The organism is Actinosynnema sp. NPDC053489 (genome assembly GCF_044544865.1).
Lineage (GTDB): Bacteria > Actinomycetota > Actinomycetes > Mycobacteriales > Pseudonocardiaceae > Actinosynnema.
Genome location: NZ_JBITXT010000001.1, coordinates 147,632 through 163,365 on the forward strand (window position 1 = coordinate 147,632; position 15,734 = coordinate 163,365).

Annotated in this window: 9 protein-coding genes; 4 read left to right on the top strand and 5 right to left on the bottom strand. The window is 72.7% G+C overall.

Annotation, left to right across the window (positions count from 1 at the left end; all coding sequences use genetic code 11):
* The first annotated feature begins 162 nt into the window (after positions 1–162).
* Both ACIGNX_RS00600 and ACIGNX_RS00605 read left to right on the top strand, forming a co-directional pair.
* Positions 163–1,986 (top strand): alpha-galactosidase, encoded by a 1,824-nt coding sequence (locus ACIGNX_RS00600; protein ID WP_396534758.1) that lies wholly within the window; start codon positions 163–165, stop codon positions 1,984–1,986.
* Positions 1,987–2,050: 64 nt separating this feature from the next.
* Positions 2,051–3,154 carry a ricin-type beta-trefoil lectin domain protein gene (locus ACIGNX_RS00605; RefSeq protein ID WP_396534760.1) on the top strand — a complete coding sequence of 368 codons (1,104 nt, stop codon included), beginning with the start codon at positions 2,051–2,053 and terminating at the stop codon, positions 3,152–3,154.
* Positions 3,155–3,250: 96 nt separating this feature from the next.
* On the opposite strand, the gene ACIGNX_RS00610 is transcribed toward ACIGNX_RS00605, so the two are convergent.
* From ACIGNX_RS00610 to ACIGNX_RS00620, 3 genes are all read right to left on the bottom strand, one after another.
* Complete coding sequence (locus ACIGNX_RS00610; protein WP_396534762.1) at positions 3,251–3,550, bottom strand: STAS domain-containing protein; 300 nt, start codon at positions 3,548–3,550, stop codon at positions 3,251–3,253.
* On the bottom strand, positions 3,547–7,677 hold the full coding sequence (locus tag ACIGNX_RS00615) for a SpoIIE family protein phosphatase (RefSeq protein WP_396534764.1): 4,131 nt from the start codon (positions 7,675–7,677) through the stop codon (positions 3,547–3,549). The genes ACIGNX_RS00610 and ACIGNX_RS00615 overlap by 4 nt, the downstream gene beginning before the upstream one ends.
* A 185-nt stretch (positions 7,678–7,862) precedes the next feature.
* Complete coding sequence (locus tag ACIGNX_RS00620) at positions 7,863–8,837, bottom strand: PaaX family transcriptional regulator C-terminal domain-containing protein (RefSeq protein ID WP_396534766.1); 975 nt, start codon at positions 8,835–8,837, stop codon at positions 7,863–7,865.
* Positions 8,838–9,027: 190 nt separating this feature from the next.
* On the opposite strand from ACIGNX_RS00620, the gene ACIGNX_RS00625 reads away from it, so the two are divergent.
* A complete protein-coding gene (locus ACIGNX_RS00625; protein WP_396534768.1) occupies positions 9,028–10,392 on the top strand; it encodes a PHB depolymerase family esterase in 1,365 nt (454 codons plus the stop codon).
* 52 nt (positions 10,393–10,444) lie between these two features.
* Here ACIGNX_RS00625 and ACIGNX_RS00630 read toward each other — a convergent pair whose 3' ends face one another.
* A complete protein-coding gene (locus ACIGNX_RS00630; RefSeq protein WP_396534770.1) occupies positions 10,445–12,796 on the bottom strand; it encodes a family 43 glycosylhydrolase in 2,352 nt (783 codons plus the stop codon).
* A 479-nt stretch (positions 12,797–13,275) separates the two neighbouring features.
* Here ACIGNX_RS00630 and ACIGNX_RS00635 point away from each other — a divergent pair, with 479 nt between their 5' ends.
* Positions 13,276–14,262: a LacI family DNA-binding transcriptional regulator gene (locus ACIGNX_RS00635; protein WP_396534772.1), complete on the top strand. Its 987-nt coding sequence runs from the start codon at positions 13,276–13,278 to the stop codon at positions 14,260–14,262.
* Positions 14,263–14,721: 459 nt separating this feature from the next.
* Here ACIGNX_RS00635 and ACIGNX_RS00640 read toward each other — a convergent pair whose 3' ends face one another.
* Positions 14,722–15,729, bottom strand: a complete 1,008-nt coding sequence (locus ACIGNX_RS00640; RefSeq protein WP_396534774.1) for an SMP-30/gluconolactonase/LRE family protein — start codon at positions 15,727–15,729, stop codon at positions 14,722–14,724.
* Between the last annotated feature and the right edge of the window lie 5 nt (positions 15,730–15,734).

The following is a 15,734-nucleotide window of genomic DNA, read 5'->3' on the forward strand; positions in this document are numbered from 1 at the left end:
CCCGTCTCAATTGTGAGCGCTAACTACGGGCTTTCCTTGACACCATCAGGTTGTCGACACCACACTCGGACCCGCAGATCGCCGGTATCTCGCTTCCCATGTGAACGCGAACAATCCGCGCGGTCGGCGGCAGCGCTCCCTCGACGACGAGCAGGAGGCACGGTGCGTGGAGCCCGGACACCGTTACCGAGGCGAGCGGGCGCGCTGCTCGCCGCCGTCGCGCTCTCGGCCGCGACCGTGACCGCCGGATCGCCGGAACCGGCCTCGGCGTGGGACAACGGGGTGGCGACGACCCCGCCGCTGGGGTGGAACAGCTACGACTCGTTCAACTGGACCGTCACCGAGGCCCAGGTCAAGGCCAACGCCGACTACATGCGCGACAACCTCAAGCAGCACGGGTGGCAGTACGTCGTGGTCGACTGGGCCTGGTACTACCCCGGACGCGGCACCGGCAGCCCCAACCAGGACGCCGACTTCCAGCCCAGGCTGCGCACCGACGCCGGCGGCCTGCTCCTGCCCGACACCACCCGCTTCCCCTCCGCCGCCGGCACGAACGGGTTCAAGCCCCTCGCCGACTACATCCACGGCGCCGGCCTCAAGTTCGGCGTGCACCTGATGCGCGGCATCCCCCGCCAGGTCGTCGCCGACGACCTCCCGGTGCCGGGCACGAGCTGCCGGGCGAGCCGGATCGCCAACAACACCACCGCCGCCTGGCTCAACCTCAACTGGGGCCTGGACATGGCCAACCCGTGCGCCCAGTCCTACCTGGACGCCCAGTTCCGGCTGCTGGCCTCGTGGGGCGTCGACTACGTCAAGGTCGACGACATCGCCGCGCCCACCTACCGGCAGGCCGAGGTCGAGGGCTACAAGCTCGCGATCCAGCGCAGCGGCCGACCGATGGTCCTGAGCCTCTCGCCCGGCCCGACGTCCACCGGCAACGGCGCGCACGTCGCCGCGAACGCCAACATGTGGCGGGTCGTCAACGACCTGTGGGACAACTGGTCCTCGCTGGACGCCCTCTTCGAGCGGTTGAACGCGTGGACGCCGTACCGCAAGCCCGGCGCGTGGCCCGACCCCGACATGATCCCGATCGGCCGGTTGTCCCAGCAGGGACCGGTGGGCGCGCCCCGCTACTCCAACCTCACCCCCGACGAGCAGCGCACCCTGATGACGTTGTGGTCGATCACCCGCTCCCCGCTGATGTGGGGTGGCGACCTGACCCAGAACCGCGCGTCGGAGCTGGCGCTGATGACCAACGCGGCCGTGCTCGCGGTCGACCAGCACAGCACCGACAACCGGCAGCTCTTCTCGGGCACGCAGACGGCGTGGACCGCCAACGCGCCGGGCAACCAGGACAAGTACCTCGCCCTGTTCAACCGGGGCTCCGCCACCGCCACGGTGTCCGCTCCGCTGGCCGACCTCGGGATCGGCTCCGCCGCGGTGGTCGACCTGTGGTCCGGCGCGGACCTCGGCACGGTGAGCGGCACGCTGTCGCGCTCCCTGCCCGCCCACGGAGCCGGCCTGTACCGGCTCACCCCGCGCACGACCGTGCCCGTGCCCACCGCGGAGACCTTCACCGCCCGGCACAGCGGCAAGGTCGCCGACGTCTACAACGCCTCCGCGGCCGACGGCGGCACCGTGGTGCAGTGGGCGCCCAACGGCCAGGCCAACCAGCGCTGGCGGGTGCGCGACGTCGGCGGCGGCCTCAACGAGGTGGTCAACGCCGGCAGCGGCAAGTGCCTGGACGTCTACGGCGGCGCGTCGGCCACCGGGGACGGCGTCCGGGTCGTGCAGTGGACGTGCAACGGCGGCGCCAACCAGCGGTGGCGCGTCGAGGACGCCGGCGGCGGTTACGCGCGCCTGGTCGCCCGGCACAGCGGCAAGTGCCTGGACGTGCTCGACGCCGCCACCACCGACGGCGCGCAGCTCGTGCAGTGGACCTGCACCGGCGGCGCCAACCAGCAGTGGCGGCGGCAGAGCGCCTAGCGCGGCCGCCACGCGAGCACCCGGCACGAGGTGCCGGTTCACGGTTCAACCCCAGGAGAACACCATGCGACCACGCCTCCGACTACTCGCCGCCTGCGCCGCGGCGCTGGTCACCGCCGCGCTGCTGCCCGCGGGCCCCGCCGCCGCCGAGTCCAACGGCGGGGTGCGGGTCATGCCGCTGGGCGACTCCATCACCGAGGGGACCCAGGTGCCGGGCGGCTACCGGATCGGCCTGTGGCAGCGCCTCGCCGCCGGCAACTACCGCACCGACTTCGTCGGCTCGCAGTTCAACGGCCCCGGCTCGCTCGGCGACCACGACCACGAGGGCCACCCCGGCTGGCGCATCGACCAGATCGACGCCAACATCGTCACCTGGCTGCGCAACACCACCCCCCGCACCGTGCTGCTGCACATCGGCACGAACGACATCCTGCAGAACTACAACGTGTCGGGCGCGCCCGGCCGGCTGTCGACGCTGATCGACCGCATCACCGCCACCGCGCCGAACGCCGACGTGTTCGTCGCGACGATCATCCCGCTGGCCAACTCCGGCCAGGAGGCCGCGGCCCGCACCTTCAACGCCGCGATCCCCGGCATCGTGCAGGGCAAGGTGAACGCGGGCAAGCGCGTGCGCCTGGTCGACATGCACTCCGCCCTGACCACGGCCGACCTGATCGACGGCGTGCACCCCACCGCCACGGGCTACGACAAGATGGCCGCGACCTGGTACAGCGCGCTGCGCTCCGTCCCCGGCAGCATCGGCGACCCGATCGCCTCGCAGGGCAGGCAGATCGTCGGCGTGCCCTCGGGCCGCTGCCTCGACGTGCCGGGGTCGTCGACCACCAACGGCACGCAGCTGCAGCTGTGGGACTGCCACGGCCAGGCCAACCAGTCGTGGACGCTCAACTCGGCCAAGCAGCTCGTGGTCCTCGGCACCAAGTGCCTGGACGCCTACGGCCGCGGCACGACCAACGGCACCCAGGTCGTGACCTGGGACTGCCACGGCGACACCAACCAGCAGTGGAACGTCAACGCCAACGGCACGATCACCAGCGTGCAGTCGGGCCTCTGCCTGGACGCCTACAACCTGGGCACCGCCAACGGCACCAAGCTGGTGCTGTGGACGTGCACCGGGCAGCCGAACCAGCAGTGGGCGCTGCGCGGTTGAGCCGGTCCCGGTGACCCGTGGCGCGCCGCTCGCCCGAACGGCGCGCCACGGCCAGGACTCCGCGGATCGGGACTCCGCGGGTCAGGGCACCACGGGTCAGGGCACTTCTTCCACGGTGGTCAGCTGGGCGAGCCCGGAGACGGCGAGCACGGGCCGCAGCAGCGGTCCGGTGCGCACCGTGATGTCGTCGGCGTAGGCGAACAAGGAGTGCAACGCGCTGCTGTCCAGGTACTCGACCGCGGTCAGGTCGACCACCAACGGCCCGCCCGCGGTCACCTCCTTCGCCACCGCGGCGGCGAACACGTCGTTGTTGCTCATGTCGATCTCGCCGACGACCGCCAGGACGCGCGAACCGTCGGGCCGGGACGTGGTGGTGATGGTCAGCGCAGGGGTCACGGGACGATCCTCGTGTGCATCTCGACGGTGGTGCCGGTCGCGCCGGGCAGGACGGTGACGCTGTCGACCAGGCCGCGCATCACGTGCAGCCCGCGACCCCGCCGCCCGTCCGACACGGGTTCCGGCGCCCGCCACGCGCCGGTGTCGGTGACGACGAGGCGCACCTCGTCGGGCAGGGCGGTCGCCCGCAGCCGGATCGGCCGGCCGGGGTGGTCGCGGTGGCCGTGCTCGACGGCGTTGGTGCACGCCTCGCCGGCGGCGACCAGGATGTCGAACGTCTGCTGCGCGGTGATGTCGCAGCTGTCCAGCCAGGCCCGCAGCGTGTGGCGCACCGGCGCCAGCTCGCCGGGCGCGGCGGAGAAGGTGACGTCCAGCGGCGCGGGGTGGCGGTAGACCAGCAGCGCGACGTCGTCCTCGTAGCCGTTGGGCGGCGCGAGGTCGGCCATGACGCGGCTGGCCAGCTCGTCCACCGGGACGTCCCGCGCGTCCTGCATCGCGGAGGCGGCGGCGTCGATGCCGTCGGTGATGGGCCGGCGGCGGCGCTCGACCAGGCCGTCGGTGTAGAGCAGCAGCGTGGCGCGGGCCGGCACGGAGATGGTCGCCTCGGGGCGCTCCCGGTCCGGCCGCACCGCCAGCGGCAGGCCGCGGCCCTGGTCGAGCATCCGGCTGGCACCGTCGGGCAGGACCAGGATGCCCGGCGGGTGGCCCGCGCTGGAGTACACGAGCTCGCCGGTCGCGGTGTCGAGCACGGCGCAGAACAAGGTGGTGCAGATCGCGCCGGGGAGGGTCGCGCCGAACCGGTCCAGCGCGGTGAGCGTGCGGGCCGGGCTCAGCTCCTGGAGCAGCAGCGCCCGGCAGGCGCTGCGCAGCTGGCCCATGACGGTGGCGGCTTCGAGGCCGTGGCCGACGCAGTCGCCCACGACGACCGCCGTGCGCCCGTCGGGCAGCGCGAACGTGTCGTACCAGTCGCCGCCGACCTTCAGCGGGCGGCTCGCCGGCTCGTAGCGGACCGCGAAGCCGTCGGGCAGCCGGGCCGGGCCGAGGATGGCGCGTTGCAGGGCCAGCGCGGTCTCCCGCTGCTGGTCGATCTGGTGCATCCGGTGCAGGCCCTGGCCGAGGTGCCCGGCCAGCAGGGCCAGCAGCGTCAGGTCCTCGGTGGACAGCGTGGGCCGCCCCTGCGGCTCGACGCGGACCACGAGCACGCCCAGCGGGTGCTCCAGCGTCACGGACACCGCTCCCGACCCCTGCGCGACGGGGGACAGCAACGGGCCGGTGCGCAGCGCGTCGAGCGACTCGCGCGTCCGCGGGGACAGCTCGGCCCACGTGGTGGGCTCGCCGACGCACACCAGGTCCGGCTCGCCGCCCGGCCGGAACAGCACGCCGAGGACGCGGCGGGCGTTCCACAGGCCCCGCAGCTCCTCCAGCACCCCGCGCAGCGCGGCGGGCGTGGTCTCGGCGCGGGAGAGCTGGAGGTTCACCGCGGCGAGCGCGGTGCTGCGCTGCACGGCGTAGTGCTCGGCGGTGACGTCGCGGATCGTGCCGACCGTCACGTGCCGCCCGCTCTCCGGGTCGGTCACGCGGTTGAACGAGGCCGCCACCCACAGGCGGTGCCCGTCGCGGTGCGTCACGGGCAGCACCTCGGTGCCCGACCCGTGCTCCATGAGCTGGGCGAACACCTCGCCGGTGCGGCGGTGCGCCTCCGGGTCCTCCTCCAGCGAGGGCCACCACGGGTGCAGCGGGGTGTAGGGCAGGCCCTCCGGCCCGTAGCCGAGGAGCTGGGCGAAGGTGGCGTTGATCTCGACCACGGCGCCGTCCTCGTCGATGACGAAGAACCCCTCCTGGAGCGAGTCGATCAGCGCGGTCCGCCAGGCGGTGTGGTGGTTGCGCAGCCGGGCCAGCTCCACGTTCGCCCGCACGCGGGCCAGCAGCTCGGCCGCGGAGAACGGCTTGACCAGGTAGTCGTCCGCGCCCGCCTCCAGGCCCTCGATCGACGCCTCCTGGCCGGCGCGGGCGGACAGCAGCAGCACCGGCACGCCGGCGGTGCGCGGGTCGGCGCGCAGCACGGCGACCAGCTCCAACCCGTCCATGCGGGGCATCATCACGTCGCTGACGACCAGGTCCGGCGGCGTGGCCCGCACCGCGTCCAGCGCGGCCCGGCCGTCGTTCACCGTGATCACCTGGTAGTGCGGCGCGAGCAGCCGGCGCAGGTAGTCGCGCATGTCGGCGTTGTCGTCGGCCACCAGCACCCGGCCCGACGCCTGCCGCCCGTCCGAGGGCGGGATGGCCGCCACCACGGCGAGGTCGCCGCCGCCCGTCGCGCCGGGCAGCCAGCGCATCGCCTCCTGCACGAACGGGTCGGCGGTGGAGCTGACCACGTCCGCGCCCGCGGTGTCGGTCACCGAGTCGGCGGGCAGGTGGGCGTGGCCGAACGGCAGCCGGATGGTGAACTCCGTGCCCGCGCCCACCTCGCTGCGGGCGGTGATCGTGCCGCCGTGCAGGCCGACCAGCTCGCGGACCAGGGCCAGGCCGATGCCGCTGCCCTCGTTGGAGCGGGCGCGGGCGTTGTCGATGCGGTGGAACCGCTCGAACAAGCGGGGCATCTCGCTCTCCGGCACGCCGATGCCCGTGTCGGACACGGTGATGGCGGCGTGGTCGCCGTCGTCCCGCACGGCGACCCGGATCGTGCCGTGGAACGTGAACTTCAGGGCGTTGCTGAGCAGGTTGAGGACGACCTTCTCCCACATCGACCGGTCGACGTGCACGGGTGCGGCCAGCGGCGGGCAGTCCACCTCGAACGCCAGCCCGGCGCGTTCCACGGCCGAGCGGAACACGCTGGCCAGCTCGCCGGTGAACGCGGCCAGGTCCACCGGCTCGTACCGGGCCTGCATCCGCCCGGCCTCGATGCGCGAGAAGTCCAGCAGCGTGTTGACCAGCTTGCCCAGCCGCAGGCCGTTGCGGTGCACGGCCGCCAGCTCCTCGCGGACCGGCTCGTCGTCGGCGAAGCGGTCCCGCAGCTCCTGCACCGGTCCCATGATCAGCGTCAGCGGCGTGCGGAACTCGTGGCTGATGTTGGAGAAGAACGCGGTCTTGGCGCGGTCCAGCTCGGCCAGCTCCTCGGCCCGCCGCTGCTGGGCCTGGTAGCTCCGCGCGGACGCCACGCCCGCCGCCACGTGCCCGGCGACCAGCTCCACGAAGCCGCGGTAGCCGTCGTCCAGCGGCCGGTAGCGGTTCAGGCCGGCGACCACGAAGCCGTAGGGGCTGCCGCCCTGCTGCTGGAGCGGTGCGACGAGCGCCTGCGCGGGCGGAGCCGGCCAGTCACCGGTCGGCAGCTCGCCGAACGCCGGGTCGGCCAGGTCCACCAGCACCGCCTCGCCGCTCGCCAGGCGCTTGCCCGGCCACGTGGCGCCCTCGTCGTCGGGGGGCAGCACCGCCGGCGCGGCCGGGTGCGGGGTGGTGATGCCGGTCGCCCCGGCCAGCCGCGCCGTGCCGTCGTCGTCGAACAGGTAGAACAGGCTGAACGGCAGGTCGCGGAGGTTGCGCTCGAGCTGGCGGCAGGAGAAGCCCAGCGTCTCCTCCTCGGTGCGCACCACGCTCGGGTCGGAGCCGAGGTCGCGCAGCGTGGCCATCCGGCGCTCGCCGATGACCCGCTCGGTGTCCTCGCTGACCACGCACAGCATGCCGACCACCACGCCGTCGTCGCCGCGCAACGGGCTGTAGGAGAACGTGTGGTAGGTCTCCTCGGGGTAGCCGGAGCGCTCCAGGATCAGCAGCAACGCCTCGTCCCAGGTCGCCCGGCCCGTCGCCAGCACGGTGTCGATGCGGGGTCCGATGTCGCCCCAGATCTCCGCCCACACCTCGCGCGCCGGGCGGCCGAGCGCCCACGGGTACTTGCGGCCCAGCGTGTCGCGCCGGTAGGCGTCGTTGCAGAAGAACGTCAGGTCCGGACCCCACGCCATCCACATCGAGAAGCGCGAGGCCAGCGTGATGCTCACCGCCGTCCGCAGGCTCTGCGGCCAGCCGTCCGGCGTGCCGAGCGGGGTCGCCGCCCAGTCCACGGCGGCGAGGTCCGGGCCGACACCGTCGTCCGCCGCGAACACCTCGGCCCAGTCCCCGTCGGAACCCGCCACCGAACACCCTCCGCTCACCGATCGCGCCGTACGACGTCACGAGAGCACCGAGTGCGCGCACGGCCCGTCGCCCGACCGGAAGGATAGGTCACCCGCCCGGGGTCATCAGGACGGCGGGCGACGTCGCAGGTGAGGGGCTCGCCGCACCCGCCGGCGCGGTGACCGCGCGCCGGCCGCCGCGCCGGTCAGCGGCTCGGTTCGGTGATGGCCTCCGCGCCCTGGAGGCCCCGCAGCACGTCGGCGACCGTGTGCGCCCGCACGTCGGTGAGCGGCTCGGTCGTGAAGCGGCTCGCGACCGCCCGGACGTGCTCCTGGGCGGGACCGGCGAGGCCGTCGTAGACGGCGGCGAACAGGCCGCGCGCCCGTTCGCGCGGCCAGGTGGGCGGGAGCAGGGCCAGCGGCAGGCGCGGGTCCAGGATGGGCAGGCGGCGGTAGGTGTCCATGACCTCGGTGCGGGCCCGGACGGCTTCCACGCCGGTGATCCGGGAGCCGCCGATGTCGGGCAGCAGCGGGCTCCAGCGCCGGATGAACGCCTCGTAGTGCCCGGCGATCGCGGCCGTGTCCCAGGCGTCGAGGGGATCGCGGCCGGCGTTCGCGCCCAGCTCGACGTGGCGCGCCCGGAAGACCGTCATGGCGCCCCCGGCGAGGTCGGCGAGCTGTGACCGGGCCTTGGCGGTCACGTCGTGGGGCGAGATCCACAGGCCGTCGTACAACGGTGCGCACCCCAGCCAGCGCAGCCGGTTGCGCAGCTCGCGCCGCCGGGCGACCTCCTCCTGCGGCAGCGAGAAGGCGATCAGCGTCCACCACCGGTCCCACGGCCGGTCGTCGGCCGCGGCGGCGACCAGCCAGCGACCGCCGGCGGCCAGGTTCAGGGCGGCGGCCGCGGTGAGCCGGTAGGAGCTGTTGCGGCCCTGCCTGCTGCCCTCCAGCACGCCCCGGCGGGCGAGCCTGCTGATGGTGGCCCGCGCCCCCGCCTGGCTCACCCCCGCCTCGGCGAGCAGCGCGACGATCGCCGCCGACGGCAGCCACGCCCTGTTCCGCAGCGTGTAGTCGGCCAGCAGGGTCACGGTGAGCCCCTGCGGCGAGTTGCCGTGCTGCCGCCGAGGTAGCCGGACGCCGTCCTCCGGGAAGATCTCCTCGATGTCGTACGGGCTGGTCACGGCGGCTCCGCTGCGGGTCGGGGGCGGTCGGCACCGACTGTAACGGGGGTCCGAAAGGAGCACCCGCGGCTGTCGAGACGGTCGATTGACAGTTATTGGCTCTGTCGACAACCTAAGTGTCACATGTCGGAGGTCGGCCACCGGAGCGCCCGGCCGATCCGACCCTGCGCGACACAAAGGAGTCGAGCGCATGAAGGCCAAACCGAGCCTGTTGCTCGCCGCGGCGGCGTCGCTGCTCGTGGCGGGCCTCGTCACCGCCTCGCCCACGCCCGCGTCCGCCGCGTCGCTGACGGAGGTCACCAACTTCGGCAGCAACCCCGGCGGGATGCGGATGCACGTCTACGTGCCGGACTCGCGCCCGGCCAACCCCGGGATCGTGGTGGCCATGCACGGCTGCGGCGGGTCGGGCCCCGGCTTCTACTCGAGCAGCGAGTTCGCGTCGCTGGCCGACCGGTACGGGTTCGTCGTGATCTACCCGAGCGCCCAGCAGGAGGCCGGGTTCGGCAAGTGCTTCGACACCTGGTCCGACGCGGCCAAGCGGCGCGGCGGCGGCAGCGACCCGGTGTCGATCGTGTCGATGGTGACGTACGTGGAGCAGCGCTACGGCGGCGACCCGAACCGGGTCTTCGCCACCGGCTCCTCGTCCGGCGGCATGATGACCAACCACATGCTCGCCCTCTACCCGGACGTGTTCAAGGCCGGTGCGGCGTTCATGGGCGTGCCGTTCAACTGCTTCGCCAACGCCGCCGACTACCCGCCCGGCAGCAGCAAGTGCACCGGCGGTGGCGGCGCGAACCGCACCCCGCAGCAGTGGGGCGACGCCGTGCGGCAGGTCAACCCCGGGTTCACCGGCACGCGCCCGCGGGTGCAGCTCTGGCACGGCACCGCCGACACCCTCGTGCCGTACGCGTTGCTGCAGGAGGAGGTCGAGCAGTGGACCGACGTGTTCGGCCTGAGCCAGACGCCGACGTCGACCGACACCCCGCAGCCCGGCTGGAACCGCCGCCGCTACAACAACGCCTCGGGCACCACGCTGGTGGAGGCGTACAGCATCCAGGGCGCGGGGCACAGCCTGCCGTCCACGGGCATGGCCGCCCAGGCCGTCGCGTTCTTCGGCCTCGACCGGCCCGGTGACCCGACCTCCACCACCACCACCACCACGACCACGTCCACGACGACCACCACCACGACCACCACCACAACGACGACGACCACCACGACCACACCGCCGCCGTCCGGCGCCTGCCGCGTCTCCAGTGCCGTCAACGCCTGGAACAACGGCCTGACCGAGACCATCACGATCACCAACACCGGCGCCACCGCCGTCAACGGCTGGTCGCTGGTCTTCACCCTGCCCGGCGGGCAGACGATCACGTCCGGCTGGAGCGCCACCTACTCGCCCACGTCCGGGCAGGTGACGGCGCGCAACGTCGCGTACAACCCGGTGATCGCGCCGAACGCCTCGATCGGCATCGGCTTCCAGGCGAGCCACACCGGCAACACCGCCAAGCCGACGTCGTTCTCCCTCAACGGCTCGGCCTGCACCACCGCCTGACGCGACGAGGCGGCCCGGGGGAGCCCCGGGCCGCCTCGCCCCACCCGTCAGGTCAGCGGCACGTGAGCGCGTCGTACGGCACCGAGAGCTCCGTCGACACCTCGCTCCCGTCGACCACGGCCTTCGCCGTCACCTTCGCCGAGCCCGCGGCCAGGGCGCTCTGCCGGGTGTTGAAGGGGTGGAACCGGGTCTTGCCCGCCTCCACGTCGTCGAACGACTTGGTGCCGAACGGCGTCTCCACCACCACGTCCACCGGCCCGCGCTCACCGTTGGTCACGTGCACGGTCAGCTTGGCGTTCGGCCCCGCGCACCGGGTGTCCGCGGTGCCCGTGACCCGCAGCGACGGCCTGGTGAAGCGCCAGCTGTCGACCTCCACCAGGTCGCCGCCCTGCGGACCGGTGAACGTGAAGTACACGTCGTGCACGCCGGACACGCCGCGCAGGGCCGTCCCCACCTCGGTCCACTCGCCGACCGGCCCGTCCACCGGGATGGTGGCGACCACGGGACCCACGCGGTCGTCCAGGCGGACCTGGATGCCGCCGCCGGCCACGAGCGGCTTGACGCGCGCCGACACCCCGTTCGCGCCGCTGCCGAAGTCGACCGACGACAACGACGTCCAGTCACCGTCGTCCACGTCGTGCAGCGCGAGCCGCGGCACGTCGTTCGGCGCGTTGAGGCGCTTGGTGGCCAGTCCCTGCTGCCACGCGATCGTCTCCGCCTCGACCACCCGGTACGGGTCGAGGTGGCGGATCTGCTCCACACCGGCGAAGTCGCCGATCACCTCCTTGACCGTGCCGTCGGCGTTGAACTCCAGCTTCGCCAGGTGCGGGCTGCGGAAGCCCTGCGTGGCACCGCCGGTGATGCGCCGGTTCAGCGTCTGGGCGTGGTAGGTGAAGTAGAACTCGCCGTTCAGCTCGAAGACCGACTGGTGGTTGTTGCCGCCCGCGCCGAAGTAGGTGCCCGGGTTCTTGAAGATCACCCCGGCGTAGTTCCGCGGCGTCCACGGCCCCATCGGGTCGTCGGCCATGAGGTAGGCGATCGCGCCGGTCGGCGGGCCGTTCGGGTCGATCGGGCCGCCGAAGCCGAAGTTGGACGAGTAGGAGTAGTAGTACTTGCCCTGGCGCTTGAAGACGTGGCCCGCCTCGAACACCAGCGGCGCGTCGATCGTCTCGGCCGCGCCCACCGTGCTGATCATGTCGTCGCCGAGCCGGATCACGCGCGTCGACTTCGGGTGGTTGGTGTTCTCGGCGGAGTTGGAGTTGTCGTTGCCGCCACCGCCGAAGTACAGGTAGCCCTGGCCGTCGTCGTCGACGAACACACCCGGGTCGAACAGCCAGTTGCGGCCGTCGGACGCGCCGGGCGTCTGGGCGGTGACCAGCAGGCTGCCGCGCTCGTCGCGCCACGGCCCGAGCGGCGAGTCGCCGACCAGGACGCCGGTGGCCGCGCCGTTGTTGGCGAAGTACAGGAAGAACTTCTCCTTGCCGTCGACCACGCGGCTCTGGACCGCGGGCGCCCACGACTGCGAGGCGTACTTCGCCAGGCCGTCGGGCCCGGCCACCGGGATCTCGCCGTGGTCGGTCCAGTTGACCAGGTCGTCGGAGGAGATGACGGTGATCGTGTTGATGCCGCCGTAGGTGTTGGTCGGCGAGGTGCCGTCCGGACCCGGGCGGTACACCTGGGTGTCGTTGGTCAGGTACAGGTAGACCCGGCCGTCGTGCACGAACGCGTCGCCGTCCGCGCCGAACTTGTGGGAGATCAGCGGGTTGCCCTCGCCGGGGTTCTTGCCCAGCACCTCGATGGTGGTCGACGGGACGAACTCCCGGAGGGTGACGTCGTCGACCTTGAAGTCCATCAGGTGCGTCGCCGGCGCCGCCGCCGGGTCGGCCGTCCACGGCGTCTCGACGAACAGGCGCGGCGTCGTCACGGACTGCCCGGCCGGGATCGTGAACGTGCCCTGCACCAGCCCCCACTGGCCGCGCGGCACGGTGCCGGTGCCCAGGTTGGTGTAGGTCGACCCGCCGTAGTGCATGGTCACGAAGAACTGCTTGGTCGCCGGGCTCGCCGGGTTCTCGTACTTCACCCACGCCGTGACCGTGTAGGTCTTCCCGGCGGCCACCTTGCCGGCGAGGTCCTGCGCCGGCCCGGAACCGGTGGTCCTGCGGTCGGTCACCAGCACCGCGCCGGACCCGGCGTGGGCGTCGCCGGTGGGGGACAGGGTCGCGGAGTCCGTGGCGTTGCCGTTGTTGACGGTCCACCCGGACAGCCCGGCCTCGAAGCCGGGGTTGGTGATCAGGTTCGGCCCGGCGGCCGATGCCGCCGGGGCCACCGCGAGGCCGGCCGCGAGCAGGGCGGTGAGGACGACGGCTCTGAGCCGTCCCGGCCGCTGTGGGCGTTGTCGGTGCACGTGGTTCTCCTCGAGAACTCGGGACAGGGTGGGGACCGGAAGCGCGCCCGAAATCTTTCGGGGTGAGCGTCAGTACCGGAGGAGGCCGGCAAAGGGCACGGCACTCCTCCGGCACGACGGACGGACGAGTGTGATCGTTAACATGTCACCGTGCGCGCAAGGGCAGTCAGCGCGAGGTGAGATCGGGGGGTCGGCGGTGTGAACAGGATGTTGCCGACAGTGTTAGCGATAACAGAAATCCCTGTCAACGATCGACCGCTGCTAAAAAGTTCGGCGGAACATTTAGCGCACGGCCGCGTTGACTGACCAAAAGGGACTTGGCTACATTGACTTGCTGGTCACCGTCGATCGGCAGCCATGTCGAAACTTTCGGTTGCGGACGACCACCCACTGGCCGAGTGGTTGCCGCGACGCCCGCGTGCGCGGGTGCCGCGCGGATGGGGACGCTAGTGGGGAACAGGACATCCGGTGCGCCCGCCATGGCGGACGTCGCGCGACTGGCCGGCGTGTCGCACCAGACCGTGTCGCGGGTGCTCAACGGCCACCCGTACGTGCAGGAGCGCACGCGCCTGCGGGTCCAGGCGGCGATCGACGAGCTGGGGTACCGCCCGAACCGGGTCGCCCGCGCGCTGGTCACCGGCCGGTCGCAGCTGATCGGCGTGGTCGCCCAGAACACGACGCTGTGCGGCCCCTCCTCGCTGCTGGCCGCGTTCGAGCAGGTGGCGGCGGAGGCGGGGTTCGTGGTGACCACGCACCGGGCGAACGTGCTGGACCGCGAGTCGATCACCAAGGCGTTGGAGCGGCACCGCGACCAGCGGGTGGCGGGCATCGTGGTGATCGCGCCGACCACCTCGGCGCACGACGCGGCGGACACCGTGCCCCCCGACGTGCCGCTGGTGATGGTCGACGGCGACTCGCGCCGCCCCACCCCGACGGCGACCGTCGACCAGGTGGCCGGGGCGGTCGCGGCGACCCGGCACCTGCTGGAGGCGGGTCACCGGACGGTGTGGCACGTGTCCGGCCCGCCGGACTGGTTCGACAGCGCGGGCCGGATCGAGGGCTGGCGGTCGGCGCTGGAGGCGGCCGGCGCGGAGGTGCCGCCGATCGTGCCGGCCGACTGGAGCGCCGCGTCCGGGTACCGGGCGGGCCAGGTGCTGGCGCGGATGCCGGAGGTGACGGCGATCTTCGCGGCCAACGACCACCTGGCGCTGGGCATCCTGCGGGCGATGAGCGAGCGCGGCAAGCGGGTGCCGCACGACGTGAGCGTCGTGGGTTTCGACGACGTGCCGGAAGCCGCCTACTTCATCCCGCCGCTGACGACGGTCCGCCCTGATTTCGACGCCGTCGCGCGCGACGCCCTCGCGCTGTTGATGGCGCAGATCGACGGCACCGCGGTCGTCGGACCGCGCCGGACCTCGACGCCGACCCTGGTGTGCCGGGAAAGCGTGCGGCCGCCGTTGACGTGACCGGGCCACGCGCTCCGGCAGCGCTCCCGCCCGGCCTGATGCCGTCGGTGAGCTGAAAGCGGCACCGGATTTTCCGCATTCCCCTTCGTTGACGGAGCGGGTAGGACCGGTTGACTCGAAGTGGCGCCCGTTTCGGGATTGTCGACCGCTGTTGTCCGGGAACGTTCCCGGGTGGCAGTCGGCCCGTTCGGCACCGGAGCTGCGAGGACCCGCGATGCGAGTGCGGGACGTCCCGGACACCGGTCCGTCCTCACCCGGAGTGCGGTGGGCGGCGCCGGTGGGCAGGATCGCTGCCGACCGGCGGCACGGTCACCGTCGGGGACGACGCGAAGTACCGCGGATCGACGCCGCCCTCCGGCTCGTCCGCCTTGAACGGCGCGGCGTGCTCCTGAGCCGGTAACCGGCACCGAAGCGGCCCCCCGTCCGGCAGCGCCTCCGCCGGACGGGGGACCACGCGCCTCAGTACGGGTTGCCGGGCACGTTCAGGCGCACCTGGTAGAGGCCGAAGTTGCCGGACACCCCGGAGGTCAGGTAGAGCGTCCGCCCGTCCGGGCCGCCGAACGCCGCGTTGGTGACGTTGCGGCCGGCGGAGATGGTGCCGAGCTGTTGGCCCGACGGGGAGAAGACGTGCACCAGGCCCTCGTCGTAGGAGGCCCAGTACAGGTTGCCGGCGCAGTCGACCGTCGCGCCGTCGGGCGTCCGGATGCCGGCGAACGTCGTGCGGTTGCCCGGGGTGCCGTCGGTGGCGACGGTGTACTTCACGATCGTGTTGTTGCCACCCGCGCCCACGTACAGCGTCGTGCCGTCGGGCGACAGGACGATGCCGTTGGGCTGCGACAGGGTGTTGTCGACCAGGGTGACCACGCCGTCGCGCACGCGGAAGACGCTGGTCCGGCCGCCCTGCTCGTCGGCGCGGTTGCCGCGCTGGAAGTTGGGGTCGGTGAAGTAGGTGCTGCCGTCGCGCCCGATGGTCAGGTCGTTGGGCGAGTTGAACGCCCGTCCCTGGTAGTTCGCCGCGACGGTGGTTCGGCCGCGGTCGGCCAGGCTGTAGGCGGAGACGGTGCGGTTGTCGTGCGTCGCGGCCAGCACCCGCGTGCCGTCGGGGGTGATCGCGAGGCCGTTGCTGCCGGAGTTCGCGATGAAGGTGTCGAAGGTGGACGGTGGCGTGAAGCGCAGCACCGACGACGGCTGCACCCCCTGCGGGCCCGTGGGGTTCTGCATGTTCGACAGCAGCAGGGTGCCGGTCCGCTGGTCCCAGGTCGGGCCCTCGAGGAAGTTGAACCCGCCCCGGACGAGCTGGGCGGTGACCGAGGTGGTCGGCAACGGCGGCCCGTAGGTCGCGCCCGGGGTGCACGGCGAGGCCGGCGCGGCGTCGGCGACCGCGCCGGGCGCCACGGCGCCCGCGATGGCGATCGTCACGGCCGCGAGCGTCCTCGTGCGGCGGCGCGGTGTCCTGCGGTGGGTCATGGGGA

Bases quoted from the DNA above. Each gene is read 5' to 3' on its own strand.
- ACIGNX_RS00605 (WP_396534760.1), top strand. From the start codon at position 2,051: ATGCGACCACGCCTCCGACTACTCGCCGCCTGCGCCGCGGCGCTGGTC.
- ACIGNX_RS00635 (WP_396534772.1), top strand. From the start codon at position 13,276: ATGGCGGACGTCGCGCGACTGGCCGGCGTGTCGCACCAGACCGTGTCG.
- ACIGNX_RS00640 (WP_396534774.1), bottom strand. From the start codon at position 15,729: ATGACCCACCGCAGGACACCGCGCCGCCGCACGAGGACGCTCGCGGCC.
- ACIGNX_RS00625 (WP_396534768.1), top strand. From the start codon at position 9,028: ATGAAGGCCAAACCGAGCCTGTTGCTCGCCGCGGCGGCGTCGCTGCTC.